The sequence below is a fragment of the Rhizobium album genome (assembly GCF_003122325.1).
Taxonomy (GTDB): Bacteria; Pseudomonadota; Alphaproteobacteria; order Rhizobiales; family Rhizobiaceae; genus Metarhizobium; species Metarhizobium album.
On the sequence record NZ_QFBC01000001.1, the window covers coordinates 418,138 to 438,036 of the forward strand.

The 19,899-nt window shown below is 63.5% G+C and carries 20 protein-coding genes and 1 pseudogene; 13 read left to right on the forward strand and 8 right to left on the reverse strand.

What is annotated here, in order from left to right; translation table 11 throughout:
• Position 1: 1 nt before the first annotated feature.
• The 4 genes from DEM27_RS02030 (at position 2) to DEM27_RS02045 (ending at position 2,206) form a co-directional block, all read left to right on the forward strand.
• Complete coding sequence (locus tag DEM27_RS02030; RefSeq protein ID WP_109456509.1) at positions 2-754, forward strand: F0F1 ATP synthase subunit A; 753 nt, start codon at positions 2-4, stop codon at positions 752-754.
• A 69-nt stretch (positions 755-823) separates the two neighbouring features.
• Positions 824-1,051, forward strand: coding sequence for a F0F1 ATP synthase subunit C (locus DEM27_RS02035; RefSeq protein WP_003533642.1), 228 nt, complete (start codon positions 824-826; stop codon positions 1,049-1,051).
• A gap of 78 nt (positions 1,052-1,129) precedes the next feature.
• On the forward strand, positions 1,130-1,717 hold the full coding sequence (locus DEM27_RS02040) for a F0F1 ATP synthase subunit B (RefSeq protein ID WP_109456510.1): 588 nt from the start codon (positions 1,130-1,132) through the stop codon (positions 1,715-1,717).
• Between the two features lie 3 nt (positions 1,718-1,720).
• Positions 1,721-2,206 carry a F0F1 ATP synthase subunit B gene (locus tag DEM27_RS02045; RefSeq protein WP_109456511.1) on the forward strand — a complete coding sequence of 162 codons (486 nt, stop codon included), beginning with the start codon at positions 1,721-1,723 and terminating at the stop codon, positions 2,204-2,206.
• A 264-nt stretch (positions 2,207-2,470) separates the two neighbouring features.
• On the opposite strand, the gene DEM27_RS02050 is transcribed toward DEM27_RS02045, so the two are convergent.
• Positions 2,471-3,142: a ribonuclease HII gene (locus tag DEM27_RS02050; protein ID WP_109456512.1), complete on the reverse strand. Its 672-nt coding sequence runs from the start codon at positions 3,140-3,142 to the stop codon at positions 2,471-2,473.
• Positions 3,143-3,321: 179 nt separating this feature from the next.
• Positions 3,322-4,479, reverse strand: coding sequence for a PA0069 family radical SAM protein (locus DEM27_RS02055; protein WP_109456513.1), 1,158 nt, complete (start codon positions 4,477-4,479; stop codon positions 3,322-3,324).
• 137 nt (positions 4,480-4,616) lie between these two features.
• On the opposite strand from DEM27_RS02055, the gene DEM27_RS02060 reads away from it, so the two are divergent.
• Complete coding sequence (locus DEM27_RS02060; protein ID WP_109456514.1) at positions 4,617-5,135, forward strand: glycosyltransferase family protein; 519 nt, start codon at positions 4,617-4,619, stop codon at positions 5,133-5,135.
• Between the two features lie 3 nt (positions 5,136-5,138).
• Here the strand turns inward: DEM27_RS02060 and moaB are convergent, their stop codons facing one another.
• The 4 genes and pseudogenes from moaB to DEM27_RS02080 form a co-directional block, all read right to left on the reverse strand.
• Positions 5,139-5,693, reverse strand: coding sequence for a molybdenum cofactor biosynthesis protein B (gene moaB / locus DEM27_RS02065; protein WP_109456515.1), 555 nt, complete (start codon positions 5,691-5,693; stop codon positions 5,139-5,141).
• Complete coding sequence (locus tag DEM27_RS02070) at positions 5,693-6,586, reverse strand: 4-(cytidine 5'-diphospho)-2-C-methyl-D-erythritol kinase (protein WP_109456516.1); 894 nt, start codon at positions 6,584-6,586, stop codon at positions 5,693-5,695. Before DEM27_RS02070 ends, moaB begins: the two co-directional genes overlap by 1 nt.
• Positions 6,587-6,766: 180 nt before the next feature.
• Positions 6,767-8,560: pseudogene (locus DEM27_RS02075) on the reverse strand (tetratricopeptide repeat protein); the annotation flags it as partial.
• Positions 8,561-8,676: 116 nt separating this feature from the next.
• Positions 8,677-9,693 (reverse strand): polyprenyl synthetase family protein, encoded by a 1,017-nt coding sequence (locus DEM27_RS02080; protein WP_109456518.1) that lies wholly within the window; start codon positions 9,691-9,693, stop codon positions 8,677-8,679.
• A 108-nt stretch (positions 9,694-9,801) separates the two neighbouring features.
• Between DEM27_RS02080 and DEM27_RS02085 the strand changes: the two genes are divergently transcribed.
• The 4 genes from DEM27_RS02085 (at position 9,802) to DEM27_RS02100 (ending at position 11,964) form a co-directional block, all read left to right on the forward strand.
• Positions 9,802-10,032 (forward strand): putative signal transducing protein, encoded by a 231-nt coding sequence (locus tag DEM27_RS02085; RefSeq protein WP_109456519.1) that lies wholly within the window; start codon positions 9,802-9,804, stop codon positions 10,030-10,032.
• On the forward strand, positions 10,019-10,813 hold the full coding sequence (locus DEM27_RS02090; RefSeq protein WP_109456520.1) for a tRNA1(Val) (adenine(37)-N6)-methyltransferase: 795 nt from the start codon (positions 10,019-10,021) through the stop codon (positions 10,811-10,813). Before DEM27_RS02085 ends, DEM27_RS02090 begins: the two co-directional genes overlap by 14 nt.
• A gap of 77 nt (positions 10,814-10,890) precedes the next feature.
• A complete protein-coding gene (locus tag DEM27_RS02095) occupies positions 10,891-11,754 on the forward strand; it encodes a S49 family peptidase (RefSeq protein ID WP_109456521.1) in 864 nt (287 codons plus the stop codon).
• 18 nt (positions 11,755-11,772) lie between these two features.
• Positions 11,773-11,964 (forward strand): hypothetical protein, encoded by a 192-nt coding sequence (locus DEM27_RS02100; RefSeq protein ID WP_109456522.1) that lies wholly within the window; start codon positions 11,773-11,775, stop codon positions 11,962-11,964.
• A gap of 22 nt (positions 11,965-11,986) precedes the next feature.
• Here DEM27_RS02100 and DEM27_RS02105 read toward each other — a convergent pair whose 3' ends face one another.
• Positions 11,987-13,306 carry a TadE/TadG family type IV pilus assembly protein gene (locus tag DEM27_RS02105; RefSeq protein WP_109456911.1) on the reverse strand — a complete coding sequence of 440 codons (1,320 nt, stop codon included), beginning with the start codon at positions 13,304-13,306 and terminating at the stop codon, positions 11,987-11,989.
• Positions 13,307-13,629: 323 nt separating this feature from the next.
• Here DEM27_RS02105 and DEM27_RS02110 point away from each other — a divergent pair, with 323 nt between their 5' ends.
• Entirely contained in the window at positions 13,630-14,589 is a 960-nt protein-coding gene (locus DEM27_RS02110; RefSeq protein ID WP_109456523.1) for a glycine--tRNA ligase subunit alpha, read from the forward strand.
• Between the two features lie 57 nt (positions 14,590-14,646).
• Here the strand turns inward: DEM27_RS02110 and DEM27_RS02115 are convergent, their stop codons facing one another.
• A complete protein-coding gene (locus DEM27_RS02115) occupies positions 14,647-14,844 on the reverse strand; it encodes a hypothetical protein (RefSeq protein ID WP_109456912.1) in 198 nt (65 codons plus the stop codon).
• A 189-nt stretch (positions 14,845-15,033) separates the two neighbouring features.
• Here DEM27_RS02115 and DEM27_RS02120 point away from each other — a divergent pair, with 189 nt between their 5' ends.
• The 3 genes from DEM27_RS02120 (at position 15,034) to glyS (ending at position 19,828) form a co-directional block, all read left to right on the forward strand.
• Entirely contained in the window at positions 15,034-15,579 is a 546-nt protein-coding gene (locus tag DEM27_RS02120) for a LemA family protein (RefSeq protein ID WP_109456524.1), read from the forward strand.
• 25 nt (positions 15,580-15,604) lie between these two features.
• Positions 15,605-17,551 carry a DUF2207 domain-containing protein gene (locus DEM27_RS02125; protein WP_109456525.1) on the forward strand — a complete coding sequence of 649 codons (1,947 nt, stop codon included), beginning with the start codon at positions 15,605-15,607 and terminating at the stop codon, positions 17,549-17,551.
• Positions 17,552-17,644: 93 nt separating this feature from the next.
• Positions 17,645-19,828 carry a glycine--tRNA ligase subunit beta gene (glyS, locus tag DEM27_RS02130; protein WP_109456526.1) on the forward strand — a complete coding sequence of 728 codons (2,184 nt, stop codon included), beginning with the start codon at positions 17,645-17,647 and terminating at the stop codon, positions 19,826-19,828.
• Positions 19,829-19,899: the final 71 nt, after the last annotated feature.

The following is a 19,899-nucleotide window of genomic DNA, read 5'->3' on the forward strand; positions in this document are numbered from 1 at the left end:
GGTGTCAAACGATCCGATCCATCAGTTCGTGGTACAAAAGATTGTTCCTATCGAAATTGGCGGGATTGATTTCTCTTTTACCAATGCATCGCTGTTCATGGTCGCCACCGTTGCCGCGGCATCGGGCTTCCTGTATTTTGCCACCTCGCAGCGCGGCCTGATCCCGGGCCGCACGCAGTCGGTTGCCGAAATGTCCTATGAGTTCATCGCCTCGATGCTCAGGGAAGGGGCGGGCAGCCACGGGATGAAGTTCTTCCCGCTGGTGTTCTCGCTGTTCATGTTCGTGCTGACGGCCAACATGCTCGGCATGTTCCCGTACTTCTTCACCGTCACCAGCCAGATCATCGTCACCTTCGCGCTGGCGCTTCTGGTCATCGGCACGGTTCTTGTCTACGGTTTCTACAAGCACGGCCTGCACTTCCTCCAGCTGTTCGTGCCGTCCGGCGTGCCGCCGCTGCTGCTGCTGCTGGTCGTGCCGATCGAAATCATTTCCTTCCTGTCGCGTCCGATCTCGCTGTCGGTTCGTCTTTTCGCCAACATGCTGGCAGGCCATATCACGCTCAAGGTGTTCGCAGGCTTCGTCGCCTCGCTCGGAACCCTCGGCGCGCTCGGCGTCGGTGGCGCCATCCTGCCTCTTATCATGACCGTCGCCCTGACCGGTCTCGAGTTCCTCGTCGCCTTCCTGCAGGCTTACGTCTTCGCGGTACTGACTTGCATGTACCTCAACGACGCAGTTCACCCTGGCGGGCACTAAGGATACCGACAACGGCGTCTTTCCGGGCGCCAGTCATTCGCCGCAACAACCATTCGAAGGAGTTCAATCATGGAAGCGGAAGCAGCAAAGTACATCGGCGCAGGTCTGGCTTGCCTCGGTATGGCCGGTACGGCTCTGGGTCTCGGCAACATCTTCGGCAGCTACCTCTCCGGCGCGCTGCGCAACCCGTCTGCCGCTGACGGCCAGTTCGGCCGCCTGGTATTCGGCTTCGCCGTTACGGAAGCTCTGGGCATCTTCTCGCTGCTCATCGCTCTCCTCCTGCTCTTCGCCGTCTAATACCGGCCGAGATCTGGATCACGGTTCGCCGCATGCGGGCCGTGATCCTTTGCATTTGCAGTACACCTGGAGGTGAGCATGTTTGTGACCCCGGCTTATGCCGAAGAAACCCCGGCCGCGGGCGAGACCCATACGGAAACGGGCGTGGCACATGAAGCTGGTCACGAGACCGGTGTTTTCCCGCCGTTCGATTCGACCACATTCGCGTCCCAGATCCTTTGGCTGGTGATCACGTTCGGCCTCTTCTACATGCTCATGAAGAAGGTCATCGTGCCGCGCATCGGTGGCATCCTTGAAAATCGCCACGACCGCATCGCCCAGGACCTGGACGAAGCAGGCCGCCTGAAGGCGGAAGCCGACGCCGCGATCGAGACCTATGAAAAGGAACTCGCTGCCGCACGCGCCAAGGCAAATACCATTGCAACGACGGCCCGCGATGCCGCCAAGGCGAAAGCCGATGCCGACCGCGCCGCTGTCGAAGCCGAACTTTCCGGCAAGCTCGCCGCTGCCGAACAGCACATTGCCGCCATCAAGGCGAAGGCTTTCGCCGACGTCGGCGCCATTGCCGAAGACACGGCAAACACCGTCGTCGAAGAACTGATCGGCCAGCAGGCCACGCAGGCCGACATTTCGGCCGCCGTCGCCGCAGCCAAGCAGGGGGCATGATCCATGGCTTTTGATGCAACATTCTTTGCCCTCGTCGGCCTGGTCGTCTTCCTCGCACTGGTGATCTACCTCAAGGTTCCGGGCATGGTGGGCAAGAGCCTCGACGCCCGTGCCGACCAGATCCGCAACGAGCTGGCGGAAGCCAAGCGCCTGCGCGAAGAGGCCCAGCACCTGCTGGCCGAATACCAGCGCAAGCGCAAGGAAGCCGAAGCCGAAGCCGCCAACATCGTCGCCGCCGCCGAGCGCGAGGCGCAGATGCTGACCGCCGAAGCCAAGCAGAAGACGGAGGAATTCGTCGCTCGCCGCAACGCGCTCTCCGAGCAGAAGATCAAGCAGGCCGAAGCCGACGCCGTCAACGCCGTCCGCTCCGCCGCCGTCGATCTGGTGATTGCCGCCGCCGAAGCCGTCATCGCGAAGAAGAGCGACGCCGCCGTGCAGTCCGACCTCTTCAACCGTTCGCTGAACGACGTGAAGACGCGCCTGAACTGAGCGTTCGCCGCATTGTTCTAGAAAAGGCCGGGTTTCCCCGGCCTTTTTTATTTGTTGATGAGCCGTACCCTCTCCCACGTCATCTTGGGCTTGTCGCGAGGATCCAGGCACGTCGGACACCTCCTTTAACGTCAATGACTTAGCTGACGAAGGCAGATCCTCGGGACAAGCCCGAGTTGATGACGCAGGAGAGGTCTCGTCTTCGTCAGCGCTCTGCGGAGTTTTACGTGTTTTATCCTGCCGTCGAGCGCTCCCCCCGAGCCCTCAATCGTCCGCCGGCGGCTCGTCTTTTCTCAGCGGTCTGAAGCTCATCCGGTGCAGCAGGCAGGGGCCGTGGATTTCGATGTTGCGTCGATGAACGACGGTGGCATACCCCACATGATGGGCAAAGCCGTAGGCGGGGAATACGGCGCCGGCCCGCGCCATCATCCGGTCACGGGTCACCTTGGCGACGATCGAGGCGGCGGCGATCGATACCGAGCGGGCATCGCCCTTGACCACCGCCCGGCCATGGCATAGCAGGCCTGGCGGGACGTCGCGGCCGTCGACCAGCACCAGCCTGGGTGCGAGGCTGAGGCTCAGCACTGACCGGCGCATCGCGTCGAGGCTGGCCCGCAGGATGTTCATGCCGTCGATCCGTTTCGGCCCTGACGAGGCGATGGCGACGGTGGCCGTCGAGAGAATCACCTCGAACAGGTTCTCCCGCTCCGAGAGCGTCAGCTGCTTGGAATCGTTGAGGCCATCAGGAATATTGTCCGGATCGAGGATCACCGCTGCGGCGACGACCGGGCCGGCCAGCGGCCCGCGCCCGGCCTCGTCCGTTCCCGCCACCGGCCACTGGCCGTCCTTGCGGGCAGACAGTTCCATCAGAAAATCCGGACCCGCCGGCGGTGCATCGAAAAGCAGTGGAGAATCGGGCGGCATGCTCTTTTTCATGCGGCGAAAATCGCACGCCGACCCGATCTCCTGCAAGCCCCCGGTTTGCGGCCGGTATCAGGCCAAGCCGCAATGGAGGGCGGCTCCCCGGGGGCGCTTTCCGGAGGCGGGGGACAGGGGGACCGCCGCCGGAAATTTTTTGCCTCGTTCCGCACGCAGATTTGCGGCTCAATGCTGCTTCACAGCAGCGACAACTGCACGCCGCTGCCGTTCGGCGGCAGGAACAGGTCGCCGCGCAGCTGTACACCGCGCCGCCCGAGGCCCAGCCTCTTGGTCGCCATCTCGAAACGCCGGCCGATCTGCCAGGCATAAGGACCGGCGCCCTTCATGCGTTTGCCGAATTCGGCATCGTAATCCTTGCCGCCGCGCATCGAGCGGACCAGCGACATCACATGCCGGTAGCGCTCGGGATAATGCTGCAGCAGCCAGTCGCGGAAGAGCGGGCTGACTTCCAGCGGCAGGCGAAGCAGGACATAGCTTGCTTCGGTCGCGCCTGCAGCCTTGGCCGCATCGAGAATCCGCTCGATCTCATGGTCGTTCAGTGCCGGGATGATCGGCGACACCAGCACGCTGGCGGGAATGCCGGCTTCGGTCAGCGCCCGGATCGCCTCCAGCCGCTTCGTCGGTGTGGCGGCCCGCGGCTCCATCGTCCGCGCCAGCTTGCGGTCGAGCGTCGTCACCGACAGGCCGACCTTGGCAAGCCCCTTGGCGGCCATCTCCTGCAGGATATCGATGTCGCGCGTCACCAGCGCCGACTTGGTGACGATCATGACGGGATGGTTGGCCTTGTTCAACACCTCCAGGATCTGCCGCATGATGCGCCATTCCCGCTCGATCGGCTGGTAGGGGTCGGTGTTGGTGCCGATGGCGATGGTGCGCACCTTGTAGCCCGGCTTCGCCAGCTCGCGTTCCAGAAGTTTCGGCGCGTCCGGCTTGGCAAACAGCTTGGCCTCGAAATCGAGGCCCGCCGACAGGCCCATATAGCTGTGCGTCGGCCGGGCGAAACAATAGATGCAGCCATGTTCGCAGCCGCGATAGGGATTGACCGAACGGTCGAAACCGATATCCGGTGAGTCGTTCTTGGTGATCGCCGTGCGCGGCTTTTCCACCTGCACCTCGGTCTTGAACGGCGGCAGGTCTTCCAGCGATTGCCAGCCGTCATCGAAGGCGGCACGCTGCTGCACTTCGAAACGCCCGTCGGGATTGAGGCCGGCGCCCCGGCCACGCCGCCGCTCGGCATCGACCCGCAGCCCGGAAGCGACGATCATTGCATCGGCAATATCTGCCGTATTGGCAGGCTGGAAAGCAGCCCGCCCGACATGGGACAGATCGTTCATTGGTGTTCTCCGCCCGGGGTTTCATCCGCCCCGTCAAATCATGATTAAATTCCTATCGTGAAAATGAGAACATTGCAAGAACAAATTCGCCGATAGAACGATGGCAATTTCTTGTGCGATGCAGTAATCAGGAAGGCATGTTGACAGTCATCATGGAATGCCGGGATCAGGAGGCCGAACTGGCACAGACCCTGTCGGTGCTCGTCGCGGGCGCCGTGGAAGGGCTGGTGAGCGATGTCGTCGTGATCGACCACGGGTCGAAGGACGGCTCATCCGACGTGGCCGATGCCGCCGGCTGCCGGTTCCATCTGGACTGGGACCTCGCCGAAATCGTGCGCGCGGCGCGCGGAGAGTGGCTGCTGCTGCTGGAGCCCGGCGCGCGGCCGCAAAGCGGCTGGGTCGAGGAGATTGCCGAATACATGGCGCTGAACCGCATGCCGGCGCGGTTTTCCCCCTCGGTCAGCTACCGGTTGCCCTGGTGGAAGCGCTTTTTGCGGATGGTGCCGCCGCTTGAACAAGGTTTCCTGATATCGAGGAACCAGATGCTGGCCGCGGCGAAGCCCGGCCTGTCCTTGGCCGAGGTCGCCAGGGGGCAGAAAACCCGGCGTCTGGCGAGCGAACTCATCCCGTCCCGGGTGGCGCGGTCGATGCGCTGACCGCTACGACTGGGGATTGCCGCGCTTCAGGTGTTCGTCGAGCCGCGGCATGATTTCCACGAAATTGCACGGCATGTGGCGATAGTCGAGCTGTGCGGCAAGAATGCCGTCCCACGCATCCTTGCAGGCGCCGGGCGAGCCGGGCAGCACGAAGATGAAGGTGGCGTTGGCGACACCGCCGGTCGCCCGCGACTGGATGGTGGAGGTGCCGATCTTGTCGTAGGAAATGCGGTGGAAGACCTCAGAAAAGCCGTCCATCCGCTTTTCGAACAGCGGTTCCAGCGCCTCCGGCGTCACGTCGCGGCCGGTAAAGCCGGTGCCGCCGGTGGTGATCACCACGTCGATCGTATCATCGAGCGTCCAAGCCTTCACCTGGTCGAAGATGCGGGCGCGCTCGTCCGGCACGATGGCGCGCGCCGAAAGCCGGTGGCCGGCCGCCGCGATGCGGGCGACGAGCGTATCGCCGGACTTGTCGTCGGCCAATGTCCGCGTATCGGAAACGGTCAGCACCGCGATGCCGACGGGAATGAACGGGCGGCTTTCGTCGAGTGGGGTCATCAAACGGTTCCGGCAAAGGTTTCTGTCGTCTGAACATACCAATCAGGCCGGGCAGCGTGAAGCGCGGCGGCGGCTTTTTCGGCAAGGCCCGGATCGGTAAACAGGGCAAAACAGGTCGCGCCGGACCCCGACATCCGTACCATTGCGGCGTTTTCGCGAAGCAACAGCTTGCCGGCTTCGCCGATTTCGCCGACGAGGTTCTTGGCTGGCGCTTCCAGGTCGTTGCGGGCGGAGGAAAGCCAGGACAGCCACCCCGCCGTGCGACCTGCCGAGGAGGGCAGCGGCGCCAGTGGCGCGTTGTTCTTCTCCGTCAGCAGCTTGAAGATCGCCGGCGTCGAGACCGCCTTCAGCGGATTGACGAGCACGCAGGAAAAGGCGGGCAGGTGCGGCAGGCTCTCGATCTCGTCGCCGATGCCGCGGGCAAGCAGCGGGCGTCCGGCGAGGCACATCGGCACGTCGGCACCGAGTTTCAGGGCAAGCATATGCAATTCTTCCGCCGCAAGCGCATGGCCCCACAGCCGCTGCAGGCCGCGCAAGGCCGCCGCCGCATCGGCCGAGCCGCCACCGATGCCGGATGCGACCGGCAGGTTCTTTTCGAGATGGATATCGACGGCTGCGGTCGGCAGTCCCTTGCCAACGAATGCCGCCCGCAACGCATCCCGGGCTTTCAGCACCAGGTTGGTCGCCGGATCTTCCGCTTGGAGCAAGGGGGCGAACCGGCCGGATAGGCCGAACCGATCCGTTGCGGCCGGTGACATCACCAGCCGGTCACCCGCAGCGGCGAAGGTCACCACCGATTCCATCAGGTGGTAACCGTCCGGCCGCTGGCCGATCACATGCAGCGCCAGGTTTATCTTGGCAGGCGCCGGCTCGATAATGCTGTCCGTGGTCACGACAGGCGAGGGCTCTTACTTCACCTTCGCCGGCAGCTTGATGACTTCGCCGGTCTTCAGGTCTTCGGGATTGCCCTTCAATGCCGGGTTGAGTTCGAGGATCTCGTTGACGCGGCTGCCGTCGCCGAGCATCTTCTCGGCGATCTTGGCGACGGTGTCGCCGGCGGCGATGGTGTAATCCGTCGTCGGTGCATCCGTCTTGTTGACGGCGACCTGCTGCTGCGGCCCGTCGCTCAGCCCGTCCTTGATCTTCGCCTCGATCTTCGGGATCTCGGTCATTTCCGGCTTCATGGTCAGGGCGCGCTGCCACTGGTAGCGGGCCTCGAACGTGCGGCCGACACGCCAGTAGGCGTCGCCGAGATGGTCGTTGATCGCCGCATCGCCGGCCTTCAACTGTGCGGCGCGTTCCAGCTCGTTGACGGCCTCTTCGAAGCGGTTGAGGCGGAAATAGGCCCAGCCGAGCGAATCGACGATGTAGCCGTCGTCGGGGCGCAGTTCGACGGCGCGCTTGATCATTTCAAGCCCCTCGTCGAGATTGCGGTTCATGTCGACCCAGGAATAACCGAGATAGTTCAGCACCTGCGGCTGGTCCGGGTTGAGCTCCAGCGCCTTGCGGAAATTCGGCTCGGCCTGCTCCCACTTCTTCAGACGCTCATAGGCGATGCCGCGCTGGAAGAAGATCGTCCAGTTGCCGCGGTTTGGCACCGGGCCGATCACCTCGACGGCCTTGTCGAAATTGTCCGCCATGGCCGCATAGTCCTTGGCGTCGGAAAGCACGCTGCCGTAGGCGATATAGCTGCGGATGTCCTTGGGGTCGGAATCGATCAGCGATTTCAGGTGCTTCTTGGCTTCGTCGACATCGCCGGTCTGGGCGAGCGCCATGCCGAGCTGCAACTCGGAAATCCGCCGCATCGGCGAATCCTGCGGCACGCGGCGATAGAAGTCGATGGCGCGCTGCGGCTGCTCGGCATTTTCGGCCAGTCCGCCGAGCAGGACCAGCGTATCGGCGCTTTCCGGATCGAGCGCGTAGGAGGCCTGCAGGTAGAGCGCCACGGCGTCGTCGGCGCCCTGCCGGTTCAGCGCGCTGCCGACGGAAAACAGCACGGCCGCGGCACCCTGCGCCGCGGTCCGGATCTGCTGCTCCGGCTTCTCGCCCTTTTCGATGCTCTGGCGAAGGGCGAGAAGCGGCGCGTAGTTGTTGATGAAGTTGTCGCCGGCGGAAATCGCGTCGAGCGCCTTCTGCTTGTTGCCTTCCTTGGCTTCCAGCCGCGCCAGCGCCATCACGGCGCGCACGTAGGTGTCCGGCGCCGTCTGGCCGCCGTCACGGTCGGCCACGGCTTCGCTGAGGTGCGAGCGCGCCTTGGAAACGTCGCCGGTGGCGGCGGCCAGCGCGCCGGCGTGGTAATGCTTGAAGATGCCGAACCACTGCGGCCCCTTCATGCCTTCGATCAGCGCCAGGGCTTCCTTCCCCTTGCCGTCGCCCATGCGGGCCCAGGCGACGAGCAGGCTGTTCATCATCCGCTCGAGATCGTTCGGGCCTTCATACTTGAGGATCTTCTCCGCCGAGGCGTAGTCCTTGCCGTAGATGGCGTTGAGGCCGCGAACGATGGTGGTGATACGCTCGACGGACGGGTCGCCCTTCATCTGCTCGGCCAGCTTGACGCCGTCCTGGAAGTCGCCGTTCATGAACAGCGCGATCATCAGCCGCTGGCGGATCTCGGGATTGCCCGGCTCCAGTTCCAGCGCCTTGCGGTAGAGCGAGATGGCGTTCTTGTAGTCCTTGTCCACGTCGGCCGTGCGTCCGGCAAGGAAGGCGCCGGCAAAGGTCGTGGCGGTGGAGGGGTCGAAGGTTTCCACCTGTTCGCCCGCAGGCGCCTTTTCGGCCTGGGCATAAGCCATATTGGCCGCCCCTGCGACCATCAGAACCGCGATCGCGACGCCGGAAAGAAGACGGTGGGCAACTGTCTGCCGCATGAACAAGCCTTTCATCAGGGACGGGCCAAGCCCGAAAGCATGGGAACACGGGCGTTATGATTCCGCAACAGAATGGCTTTTTTGAAGCAGTCCCGCAAGGAATTCCGCGTGTACCCTCAGTTCACCCGCTGGATGGAGAAGTCGATGACCTCCATCAGCGCCGTCTTCCAGGCGGATTGCGGCAGCGGCGCCAGGGCGTCGCGGGCAATGGTGCCGTAATGGTTGGCGCGGGCGATGGTATCGGCGAGGCTGCCGTATCTGGTGATCAGACCCAGCGCCTTTTCAAGGTTCTCTTCGCTGCTGTTGCCGCCTTCGATGGCATCGCGCCAGAAGGCGCGTTCGTCCGGCGTGCCGCGGCGATAGGCAAGGATCACCGGCAGGGTGATCTTGCCCTCGCGGAAATCGTCGCCGACATTCTTGCCGAGGTCGGCGGCCTTGCCGCCGTAATCCAGCGCATCGTCGACCAGCTGAAAGGCGAGGCCGAGGTTCATGCCGTAGGATTTCAGCGCGTTGCGGCCGGCCTTGTCGGTCCTGGCAACGATCGGGCCGACTTCGGCGGCAGCCGCAAACAGCGCCGCCGTCTTGGCGCGGATCACCTGCAGGTAATCGTCTTCGGTCGTTTCCATGTTCTTGGCGACGGACAGCTGCAGCACTTCGCCCTCGGCGATCACCGAAGCGGCGGTGGACAAGACGTCGAGCGCCTCGAGCGAACCGACATCGACCATCATGCGGAAAGCCTGGCCGAGCAGGAAATCGCCGACCAGCACGCTCGCCTGGTTGCCCCAGATCATCCGCGCCGTCGATTTGCCGCGGCGCAGGTCGCTTTCGTCGACGACGTCGTCATGCAGCAGCGTCGCGGTGTGCATGAACTCGACGCTGGTGGCGAGCTTGACATGCGCATCGCCTTCGTAGCCGAACATCGCGGCGGAGGCGAGCGTCAGCATCGGCCGCAGGCGCTTGCCGCCAGACGAGATCAGGTGGTTGGCGACCTCGGGGATCATCTGCACATCGGAGCCCGCCCTGGACAGGATGAGCTGGTTGACGCGCTCCATGTCCGCCTTGGTCAGATCGACGAGCGGCTTCACCGAAGCCTGTTTGTTCTTGCCTTCTTCAAGCGGTATTACGACGCCCAACGACCCGGACTCCTGTTCATTCTTTGCAAAAGACAATAGAAAGGGCCGGTTAGCGCGGCAAGAGGCGAATTGTCTCGCTCATGCAAATTTGACAGGGATTTCATCTGAATGCTCGAACTCATCCGTACGAACGATCCGGTCCTGCTCTCCTTTGCCGAGAGCCTGATGAAGGATGCCGGTATTCATTGCATGGTCGCCGATGAGGGCATGAGCATTCTCGAAGGTTCGCTCGGCATGCTGCCGCGCCGTTTCCTGGTGGAAAGCGACCGGGCGGATGAGGCGCGCGCCATTCTTACCGATGCCGGCCTTGCGGACGAATTGCGCGATGAGCGCAGCTGAGGTGCAGGACACCCAGGCCGAGACCCTCGATGCCTTCCATTATGGCGGCTTCCATGTGCTGCAGCCGAAGGGCAGGGGTCACCGCTCCGGCATGGATGCCATGCTGCTGGCGGCCCTCGTCGCCGATGAGCGGCCGATCCGCGTCGCCGATCTCGGCGCCGGCGCCGGGGCTGCCGGCATGGCTGTGGCCTCGCGGCTGGCAAAGGCCGAGGTGGTGCTGGCGGAACGCTCGCCCGACATGGCGGATTATGCCCGGCGCAGCGCCGCCCATCCGCTCAATGCCCACATGGCCACCCGCTTGTCTGTCATCGAGGCGGATGTGACGGCCACGGGTCGGGCGCGGCGCGCGATGGGCCTGGAGGACGACAGTTTCGACCATGTCATCATGAACCCGCCCTTCAACGACGGCAGCGACCGGCGCACGCCGGATGCTTTGAAAGCTGAGGCGCATGCCATGCATGACGGCCTGTTCGAAAGCTGGGTGCGCACGGCCGGCGCCATCCTCCGCCCCGGCGGGCAGCTGTCCTTGATCGCCCGGCCGGAATCGATCGCCGAGATCATCGCCGCCTGCGGCCGCCGCTTCGGCGGGATCGAGATCACCGCCCTGCACCCCCGTGAAGGCGAGAATGCCGTGCGCATCCTGGTGACGGCGATCAAGGGGTCGCGTGCCCGCCTCAGCCTGCGTTTCCCGCTCGTGATGCATCAAGAGGATACGCACCGCTTTGCCGCCCTGTTCGACGACTTCAACAACGGCCGGGCAGCCTACGCCCGAAAACGCTGATTTTTGCGTCATGCCGCTTGTGTTCGCCGTGGCGATACACACATATCCCCGCAGGTTTTCAAACATAGGGATGACGGATGGCGGGTTTTCTGAAGCGGCTGTTACCGAAACGCTTTCGCAAGAAAAGAGTGGTCATCCCGGTCGTCAGGCTTCACGGTGCCATTCAGGCGGGCGGCAGCGCCTTCCGTCCCGCACTCAATCTCGCCTCCTATTCCGCAGCGCTGGAAAAGGCCTTCGCGATGAAGGAAGCGCCGGCTGTGGCCTTGTCGATCAATTCGCCCGGCGGGTCGCCGGTGCAGTCGCGCATGCTGTATCATCGCATCCGGTCGCTGGCGGAAGAAAACGGCAAGAAGGTCTTCGTTTTCGTCGAGGATGTCGCCGCCTCCGGTGGCTATATGATCGCGCTGGCGGGTGACGAGATCTTCGCCGATCCCACCTCGATCGTCGGTTCCATCGGCGTCGTTTCCGGCGGCTTCGGCTTTCCGGAACTGTTGCGCAAGATCGGCGTCGAGCGGCGCGTCTATACTGCCGGCGAAAACAAGGTGATCCTCGATCCGTTCCAGCCGGAAAAGCCGCAGGATATCGAATATCTCAAGACGCTGCAGCTCGATATCCATGCCGTGTTCATCGACATGGTCAAGGCGCGGCGCGGCGACAGGCTCTCCAGCGATCCCGAAGTCTTCTCCGGCCTGTTCTGGACGGGCACGCGCGGCCTCGAGCTGGGGCTCGTCGATGGCCTCGCCGACATGCGCCAGGAATTGCGCAAGCGTTACGGCGACAAGGTCAAGCTGGAGCTGGTCACCGGCGCCCGGGGTTTTCTTGGCCGCCGCGTGCCAGGCGTCGCCGGCGCCATCCGGGCTGAAGAGGTGGCGGCGGCAGCTGCATCGGGTCTTGCCGGAACACTGGAAGACAAGGCATTGTGGAGCCGTTACGGACTTTGAGCCGGAAGGACGGGGGAGATGGCACAACTTATATTTCTGATCATTCTCGTCGCGGGCGGCTGGATTCTCTACAAGCGCTTCATCGGCGACGCCCAGCGGCTTGCCGCCAAGTCCCGCCAGGCGGAACGCGAGCGCGAGACGGGGGCCATGGGCACCCTGATCAAGGACCCCGCCACCGGCGAATACCGCGTCAAGCGACCGGACGAGTGATCCTCGTCCGGTAGGTCGCCCGTCAGCTCTGCAGGCGCGGGCTGTTGATGACCTTGCGGAACAGGGTTTCCATGGCTTGGGAAATGCCCTGCGTCGGGCTGACCTCAAAGAACAGGCCGGGCGTGGCGCATTCCTGCATCTTGGTCGAAATCTCGCTCTGGAACGGCTTGATCCAGGAATTGTACCAACCGTTCTTCGGCAGCGGCAGGTACGTGGTGTAGAGGATGGCGATGCGGATGCCGCGATCCTTGAGCGGCTTGCAGAAGGAGACGTCGATCGGTTCCTGGCAGCGGTTACCCGTGGTCCTCTTGGTGCAGGTCGAAGGCTTGTAGCTGTCGCCGACGCCGTCGGAGACGAAGAACAGCACCTTCTGCCGGTCGTTGGCGCTGTCGCCGGTGCCGGGCTTGTCGATCAGCTTGTTGATTTCCGTCAGGGCCGAATCGAAGCTGGTCTGCTGGTCGTTGTTGTAGCCCTGCTGCGGAATGGTCATCAGGTCGATTGCGTCGGCATAAGATTTCACCTGGTCCATGTTGGCGTTGAGCGTCGAAACCGTTGTCAGCTTGGCATCTTCGGCCTTCTCGCCGAACGTATAGATGCCCATGCGATACTGGTTGGAAAACAGCATCGTATCCTTGGCGGTCTGGGTCAGCTGCTGGGTTGCCTGGCGCACCGTGTCGATGCGCATGCTCACGCCGAGCTTCTTGGCGAGATTGTAATAATTGTTGGCGTTCTTCGTCTCGTGACAGGCGAAGGCGCAGCTGTCGGAGGTGTTGGCTTCCAGCGTGGCGATGTCGGCGGCGGTGGCGCCGACGCCCATCGAGGGCGTATTGTCGAGCAACATGTAGAAATCGATATGCGAGCCGAGCTGGTAGGTGGCCTTCGCGGCCCCGGAAATGACGATTTCCTGCTTGCCGATGATCTTCAGGAAGGTGGTGGGAATCGACGTCTTGAAGTTCACTTGGGAGACGATGTCCTGGCCGGTGCGCTTGATATCGACATCCAGCTTCAGGGTCTCGCTGGAATAGGGGTCCTTGGTTTCCGTCGTCACCGAAATGCCGTCGCTGGGAAGCTGGGCGCGAAAAATCTCCTTGGCTTCCTCGATGGCAGCAGCGATCTGGCCGTCGGTGACCATCTTCCGGGCAAGCGCGACGCCGTTGGACTTTTCCGATATGGCGCCGAGCGCGGCAGCGTCGGCGGCGCCGTACAGCTTTTCGCGCATCTCGAAGGCGCGGCTGAAATCGATGGCGAGGCCGATGACGCCGGCGAAGGGGACGATCAGCAGAGCCGTGATGATGGCGAAGTTGCCGGCAACGTCACTCCTGAAGCGACGGAGAGTGCGCATCATGGTTAATATTCCCTGTTCGAGCAACGAATTTTCCGGCTGCATGGGCCTGATCTGCGGGCAGTATCGGCACCCTGCGCCATCCGTTTTATTATCGTCAGCCCTGGTATCGGCTGATGGCTTTGGCCTATTTGCTATCATGGCGGCTTTAACGTGCACTTAAACCGCACCGTTAAAGAATTGATATGGCTGCCCTATTTCGGCACGTTGGTCCTGTCCCGTTTCGGGAGATGCAGCAGGCCGGCCGCCAAGTGTCTTGACCCCCGGCGCTCGGCATGGCACCTGTCCGGCAATCTCGACCCCATTGCCATTGTGATTGACCGATGACCGCTGCCAGCCTGCCAGACCACATGCATCCGACCCGCTCCTTCCAGGGGCTGATCCTGACGCTGCACAACTACTGGGCGGACAAGGGATGCGCCGTGCTGCAGCCCTACGACATGGAGGTCGGCGCCGGCACATTCCACCCGGCGACCACGCTGCGCGCCCTCGGCCCCAAGCCGTGGAAGGCCGCCTACGTGCAGCCCTCGCGCCGGCCGTCGGACGGCCGCTACGGCGAAAACCCCAACCGCCTGCAGCATTATTACCAGTACCAGGTGATCCTGAAGCCCAATCCGTCCAACCTGCAGGAGCTTTATCTCGGCTCGCTGGCGGCGATCGGCCTCGATCCGCTGCTGCACGACATCCGCTTCGTCGAGGATGACTGGGAAAGCCCGACGCTGGGCGCCTGGGGGCTGGGCTGGGAATGCTGGTGCGACGGCATGGAAGTGTCGCAGTTCACCTATTTCCAGCAGGTCTGCGGCATCGAATGCTCGCCGGTGGCCGGCGAACTGACCTACGGCCTCGAACGCCTGGCGATGTATGTCCAGGGCGTCGACAACGTCTACGACCTGAACTTCAACGGCCGCGAGGGCGACGAGAAGATCTCCTATGGTGACGTCTTCCTGCAGGCCGAGCAGGAATATTCCCGCCACAACTTCGAATATGCCAACACCGAAATGCTGCACCGGCACTTCATCGACGCCGAAAAGGAATGTCAGGCGCTGCTCGCCGCCGGCGCGCCGGGCGATGCCGACAACCAGCGCCTGCACAAATGCGTCCTGCCGGCCTATGACCAGTGCATCAAGGCCAGCCACGTCTTCAACCTGCTCGATGCCCGCGGCGTCATCTCGGTTACGGAGCGCCAGGCCTATATCCTGCGCGTGCGCACGCTGGCCAAGGCCTGCGGCGAAGCTTTCCTGCTGACGGAGGCCGGCGGCGTCAACTGGCGCAAGGTGGCGTAGGCCCGGATATTCCCTTTCCTGCCGGCGTAACAGCCGGCGGGCGCCCGGCACCTGAATTTACGCCAGGTCGGCGGTTTCCACGCCCAGTTCCCAGACCGGCTTCAGCGTCGGATAGCTGCCGGTCGGCAGTTGGCCGGCATAGATCTGCATCGCGCGTCGCACTCCTGAAGGCCGTTCGGCCGGATTGCCGGCCACATGCACGGCAAAGAGGGCGGCAAAGGCGAGGACGTTGATCAGGGTGAGGGCGGTTTTCATCGGTTCGGCTTGCGGTTTGGAGTGGATCGATGAGCCAATCTCGCGCATTCCGCCGGAAATTTCGGTTCCCGCAGGAACACCTCCGCATCCGCCCCGCCGATAGTTTTGCTTTCGGAATAACCAGGGTGACAATGCCCGGCGGAATGTTAATCTCCGCCGGCGTTTCCAGGATTTTCGGAGAATTGATCCATGTATTTGCTGCTCATCGCGGTGCCGATTGCGATCTATGCCATCTATGTCTACAACAGCCTCGTCCGGTCGCGGCAGATGACCGAGGAAGCCTGGTCGGGCATCGATGTGCAGCTGAAACGCCGCGCCGACCTCATCCCCAACCTGATCGAAACGGTGAAGGGTTACGCCTCCCACGAACGGGAGACTCTGGAAAAGGTCGTCGAACTGCGAAACCGTGCCCAGGCGCTTCCCGCAGGCGACATTGCCGGCCGCGCCCAGGCGGAAGGCATGCTGTCGCAGGCGCTCGGCCGGCTGCTGGCCGTCGCGGAAGCTTATCCGGACCTCAAGGCCAACCAGAATTTCACCGAGCTGCAGCAGACGCTGGAAACGGTCGAAGGCGAGATCCAGATGTCGCGGCGTTATTACAACGGCGCCGCCCGCGACATGAACGTCAAGGTCGACAGTTTTCCCTCCAACCTCATCGCCCGCAGCTTCGGTTTCGTGAAAGCCGGTTATTTCGAGGTCGCCGAGGCCGACCGCGCCGTGCCCACCGTCAAGTTCTGATCCCTCCCTTCTTGCGAGCAGACCGATGACCAGGCTGTTTTTAGCCCTTCTCCTGATGCTGGTGGCCATCGCGCCGATCAGCCCCGCCGCGGCGGAAGAATATATCCGCTCCTACGATGCGGATATCACGCTCTCCCGCGACGGCTCGATGACGGTCACCGAGACGATCGTCGCCAATGCCGAAGGCCGGGAGATCCGTCGCGGTATTTTCCGCGACTTCCCGCTGACCTTCGTCAACGAGAAGGGACGCACCGCCAAGGTTGATTTCGACATCGTCTCCATCGAGCGGGACGGCGCGCCGGACGATTATCACACCGAATCGATCTCCGGCGGCATCCGCATCTATATCGGCAAGTCGGATATCTTCCTGCCGGCCGGTGAGCACACCTTCACCATCACCTACCGCACCGACCGGCAGATCAGGCGGTTCGAGGCCTATGACGAACTGTTCTGGAACGTCACCGGCAACGGCTGGCTGTTCCGCATCGCGAAGGCGACGGCGACGGTCCGGCTGCCGGAGGGCGTCCGCGCCGAGGATACGGTCTTCTTCACCGGTCCGCTGGGCGCGACGGAGAAGAACGCCACCGTGCAGGACAATGGCGGCACCGTCACCTTCGCGACCACGCAGCCGCTGCGCGTCAGCGAAGGGTTGACGATCGGCGTCAAGCTCGCCAAGGGCGTCATCGATCCCCCCACGGCCTTGCAGCAGCGGACGGCGTGGCTGGAGGAAAATCTCGGCTATTTCATCGGTATTGGCGGTTTCGCCGTGGTTTTCGTCTATTACATGCGGTCGTGGGTGCGGGTCGGGCGCGATCCGCCGGGCGGTGTCATGGTGCCGCGCTGGGATGCGCCGGACGGCATCTCGCCGGCGCTCGTCAACTACATCGACAACAAGGGTTTTTCCGGCCAGGGCTGGACGGCGCTGTCCGCCGCCGCACTTAACCTTGCGGTCAAGGGATATGCCGTCCTGGAGGATCTGCAAGACTCGCTGTCCATTCGCCGCACGGCCAAGCCGCGCGGCGAGAAGCTGGGCGCGGGCGAGGAGAGCCTGCTGCATTCGCTCGGCGGCGAAGGGGCGGCCCTCACCATCGCCAAGTCGAACGGCGCCTATGTCAAGGCGGTGGGCGAGCGTTTCCGCGGCTCCATCGAGCGGGAACACCGCGGCAAATATTACAATGCCAATGTCGCCTATATCGTCGGTGGCGTCCTGATCAGCGTTGTGTGTATGGTCGGGCTGCTGATCTTCGCGCAGCTCTCCGAGGAGGCGCTGGGCATCTTTATCGGCTCGCTGCTCATCGGCGTGGTGGTCGGGGTGTTTTCCATTCCCCTCGGCCTGGCGTTGCGGGCGACGCGAAACCTCTTTGCGCGGATAATCCTCATCCTCATCCTCGGGATTCTCCTGTTTATCGGCGCGATCCTGCTGTTCGGCCTGTTTATCGGCGCCTATGTCGGTCTCGGCGACCCGCATGAATACGTGCCGATCTATGCGGCCGGCGGCATCGTGTTCCTGAACGTGCTGTTCTTCTACCTCATGGGCGCCCCGACGCCGATCGGGTCGAAGATGATGACCGGCATCGAGGGCCTCCGGCAATATCTGACACTGGCGGAAAAAGACCGGATGAACATGGCCGGCGCGCCGACCATGTCGCCGCAGCATTTCGAAACGCTTTTGCCTTATGCCGTGGCGCTGGGCGTGGAAAAACCCTGGTCGAAGACCTTCGACCGCTGGCTTGCCTCGGCGGCTGCCGGGGCGGCGGCGGCGGCCTACCAGCCGTCCTGGTATTCCGGCTCGTCGTTTCGCGGCGACCGTTTCAGCGACAATATCGGCAAGTTTTCCAGCTCGATGGCCTCGACCATCGCCTCGACGATCCCCGAGCCGCCGCGCAGTTCCTCCTCCGGCTTTTCGTCCGGCGGTTCCTCGGGCGGCTCGTCGGGAGGCGGCGGTGGCGGCGGCGGCGGTGGCGGCTGGTAGGTTCCAGCGATTTTCCGCATGCCGAGAGATGACTTTTGCGCGCGGGCTTGCTAAGTCCGCCGCAACCGTTCGGATTTATGAAAAGACACATCCATGCCTGATCTCCTGCTTGAACTCCGCTCCGAGGAAATTCCCGCGCGCATGCAGCGCAAGGCGGCGGGCGACCTGAAGAAACTCGTGACCGACGCGCTGGTCGAAGCGGGCCTGAGCTATGAAGGTGCGCGCGAATACTGGACGCCGCGCCGGCTGACCCTCGACATCCGCGGCCTGACGGCGCGCTCCGCCGATGTGCGCGAGGAACGCAAGGGGCCACGCACCGACGCCAACGAAAAGGCGATCGAAGGATTTTTGCGCAGTGCCGGTCTCTCCTCGATATCCGAAGCGCAGGTGCAGAGCGATCCGAAGAAGGGCGATTTCTATGTCGCGCTGATCGTCAAGCCGGGCCGCCCCACCGAAGAGATCGTGACCGATATCATGCCGGGCATCATCCGCGATTTCCCCTGGCCGAAATCGATGCGCTGGGGCAAGGCATCGAGCGAGCCGGGTTCGCTGCGCTGGGTGCGGCCGCTGCAGTCGATCGTCTGCACCTTCGGCACCGAGCATGAAGAGACCGTCGTCATCCCGTTCGAGATCGACGCCATCGTCGCGTCCAACGTCACCTACGGCCACCGTTTCCATGCGCCCGAGGCGATCACCGTCAAGCGCTTCGGCGATTACGTCGAAAGCCTGGAAAGGGCCAAGGTCGTGCTTGATGCCGAACGCCGCAAGCAGATCATCGCCCAGGACGCCGCCAATCTCGCCTTTGCCAGCGGGCTCGACCTCGTCGAGGACGAGGGGCTGCTCGAAGAGGTGTCCGGCTTGGTGGAATATCCGCATGTGCTGATGGGCAGCTTCGAGGAAGACTATCTGGCGATCCCGGCGGAAATCATCCGGCTGACGATCAAGACCAACCAGAAGTGTTTCGTCACCCGCGTTTCGGGCAGCGAAAAACTGTCGAACCATTTCATCCTCGTCTCCAACATCGCCGCCAAGGATGGCGGCAAGGAGATCGTGCACGGCAATGGCAAGGTGGTGCGCGCCCGTCTTTCGGACGCCAAGCATTTCTGGACCCGCGACCAGGGCGACCTGCCGGATCTCGGCACGCTTGCCGCATCCGCGGAAAAGTTCGGCCTCGACCTCAGGAAGCCCCTCGACCAGCGCATGGCCAAGCTCGACGCGCTGAACGTCACCTTCCATGCCAAGCTCGGCAACCAGGGCGAACGTGTGACCCGCATCCGGGCGCTGGCGAAAGAACTCGCGCCGGTCGTCGGCGCCGATGCCGCCCTGGTCGATCGCGCCGCCGTGCTGATGAAGGCCGACCTGCGCACCGAAGCCGTCGGCGAATTCCCCGAGCTTCAGGGCGTCATGGGCCGCAAATATGCCGGCCTGCAGGGCGAGGCGGATTCGGTGGCCATCGCCATCGAGGATCACTACAAGCCGCAAGGCCCCTCCGACCGCGTGCCGGATGACAAGGTGGCGATCACCGTCGCGCTCGCCGACAAGCTGGATACGCTTGTCGGTTTCTGGGCCGTCGATGAAAAGCCGACCGGCTCGAAGGATCCTTATGCGCTGCGCCGTGCCGCGCTCGGCGTGGTGCGTATCCTGCTGGAGCGCGGCGTGCGCCTTCCGATCGCCCGCTTCCTCCGCAACTGGATCATTCCGGCCAAGCTGGAGAACATCATCAACTACAAGTTCGAGAAGGATGGCCAGGAGACGGTCGCCGATCTCCTCTCCTTCTTCCACGACCGCCTGAAGGTCTACCTGCGCGATCAGGGCGCCCGCCACGACATCATCGATTCGGTGCTGACGGCTGATGCCGACGACCTTTTGATGGTCGCCCGCCGCGCCGAGGCGCTGACGGCCTTCATTACCTCCGAAGACGGCAAGAACCTGCTCGCCGGCACCAAGCGCGCCACGCAGCTGCTCGCCGCCGAGGAAAAGAGAGGCACGGTCGTCGCCGACGGCGTATCGGAAGCGCTGCTGTCGCTCGATGCCGAGAAGGATCTCTACGCCGTCGTCACCAAGACGGTGCGCGAGGCCGCCGAGGCGGTCGCCAGGGAGGACTTCCGCTCCGCCATGGCAGCGCTCTCGACGCTGCGCGCGCCGGTCGATCGCTTCTTCACCGACGTGCTCGTCAACGACGAGGACCCGGCGATCCGCGCCAACCGGCTTGCACTGCTGAAGACCATTCGCGAAGCCACCGGCACCGTCGCCGATTTTTCGAAGATCACGGGGTAGGCGTTGGCCTCAAGGGCTGTCGTTTCTGCCGCAACGCTGCCTCCTTCCGTCTTCTCCCCCCAAGGGGAGAA

Coding starts and splice junctions, on each gene's coding strand:
- glyS (WP_109456526.1), top strand. CDS start 17,645: ATGCCTGATCTCCTGCTTGAACTCCGCTCCGAGGAAATTCCCGCGCGC.
- DEM27_RS02095 (WP_109456521.1), top strand. CDS start 10,891: ATGGCGGGTTTTCTGAAGCGGCTGTTACCGAAACGCTTTCGCAAGAAA.
- DEM27_RS02050 (WP_109456512.1), bottom strand. CDS start 3,142: ATGAAAAAGAGCATGCCGCCCGATTCTCCACTGCTTTTCGATGCACCG.
- moaB (WP_109456515.1), bottom strand. CDS start 5,693: ATGACCCCACTCGACGAAAGCCGCCCGTTCATTCCCGTCGGCATCGCG.
- DEM27_RS02115 (WP_109456912.1), bottom strand. CDS start 14,844: ATGAAAACCGCCCTCACCCTGATCAACGTCCTCGCCTTTGCCGCCCTC.
- DEM27_RS02125 (WP_109456525.1), top strand. CDS start 15,605: ATGACCAGGCTGTTTTTAGCCCTTCTCCTGATGCTGGTGGCCATCGCG.
- DEM27_RS02100 (WP_109456522.1), top strand. CDS start 11,773: ATGGCACAACTTATATTTCTGATCATTCTCGTCGCGGGCGGCTGGATT.
- DEM27_RS02045 (WP_109456511.1), top strand. CDS start 1,721: ATGGCTTTTGATGCAACATTCTTTGCCCTCGTCGGCCTGGTCGTCTTC.
- DEM27_RS02055 (WP_109456513.1), bottom strand. CDS start 4,479: ATGAACGATCTGTCCCATGTCGGGCGGGCTGCTTTCCAGCCTGCCAAT.
- DEM27_RS02060 (WP_109456514.1), top strand. CDS start 4,617: ATGTTGACAGTCATCATGGAATGCCGGGATCAGGAGGCCGAACTGGCA.
- DEM27_RS02105 (WP_109456911.1), bottom strand. CDS start 13,306: ATGCGCACTCTCCGTCGCTTCAGGAGTGACGTTGCCGGCAACTTCGCC.
- DEM27_RS02040 (WP_109456510.1), top strand. CDS start 1,130: ATGTTTGTGACCCCGGCTTATGCCGAAGAAACCCCGGCCGCGGGCGAG.
- DEM27_RS02085 (WP_109456519.1), top strand. CDS start 9,802: ATGCTCGAACTCATCCGTACGAACGATCCGGTCCTGCTCTCCTTTGCC.
- DEM27_RS02035 (WP_003533642.1), top strand. CDS start 824: ATGGAAGCGGAAGCAGCAAAGTACATCGGCGCAGGTCTGGCTTGCCTC.
- DEM27_RS02090 (WP_109456520.1), top strand. CDS start 10,019: ATGAGCGCAGCTGAGGTGCAGGACACCCAGGCCGAGACCCTCGATGCC.
- DEM27_RS02110 (WP_109456523.1), top strand. CDS start 13,630: ATGACCGCTGCCAGCCTGCCAGACCACATGCATCCGACCCGCTCCTTC.
- DEM27_RS02120 (WP_109456524.1), top strand. CDS start 15,034: ATGTATTTGCTGCTCATCGCGGTGCCGATTGCGATCTATGCCATCTAT.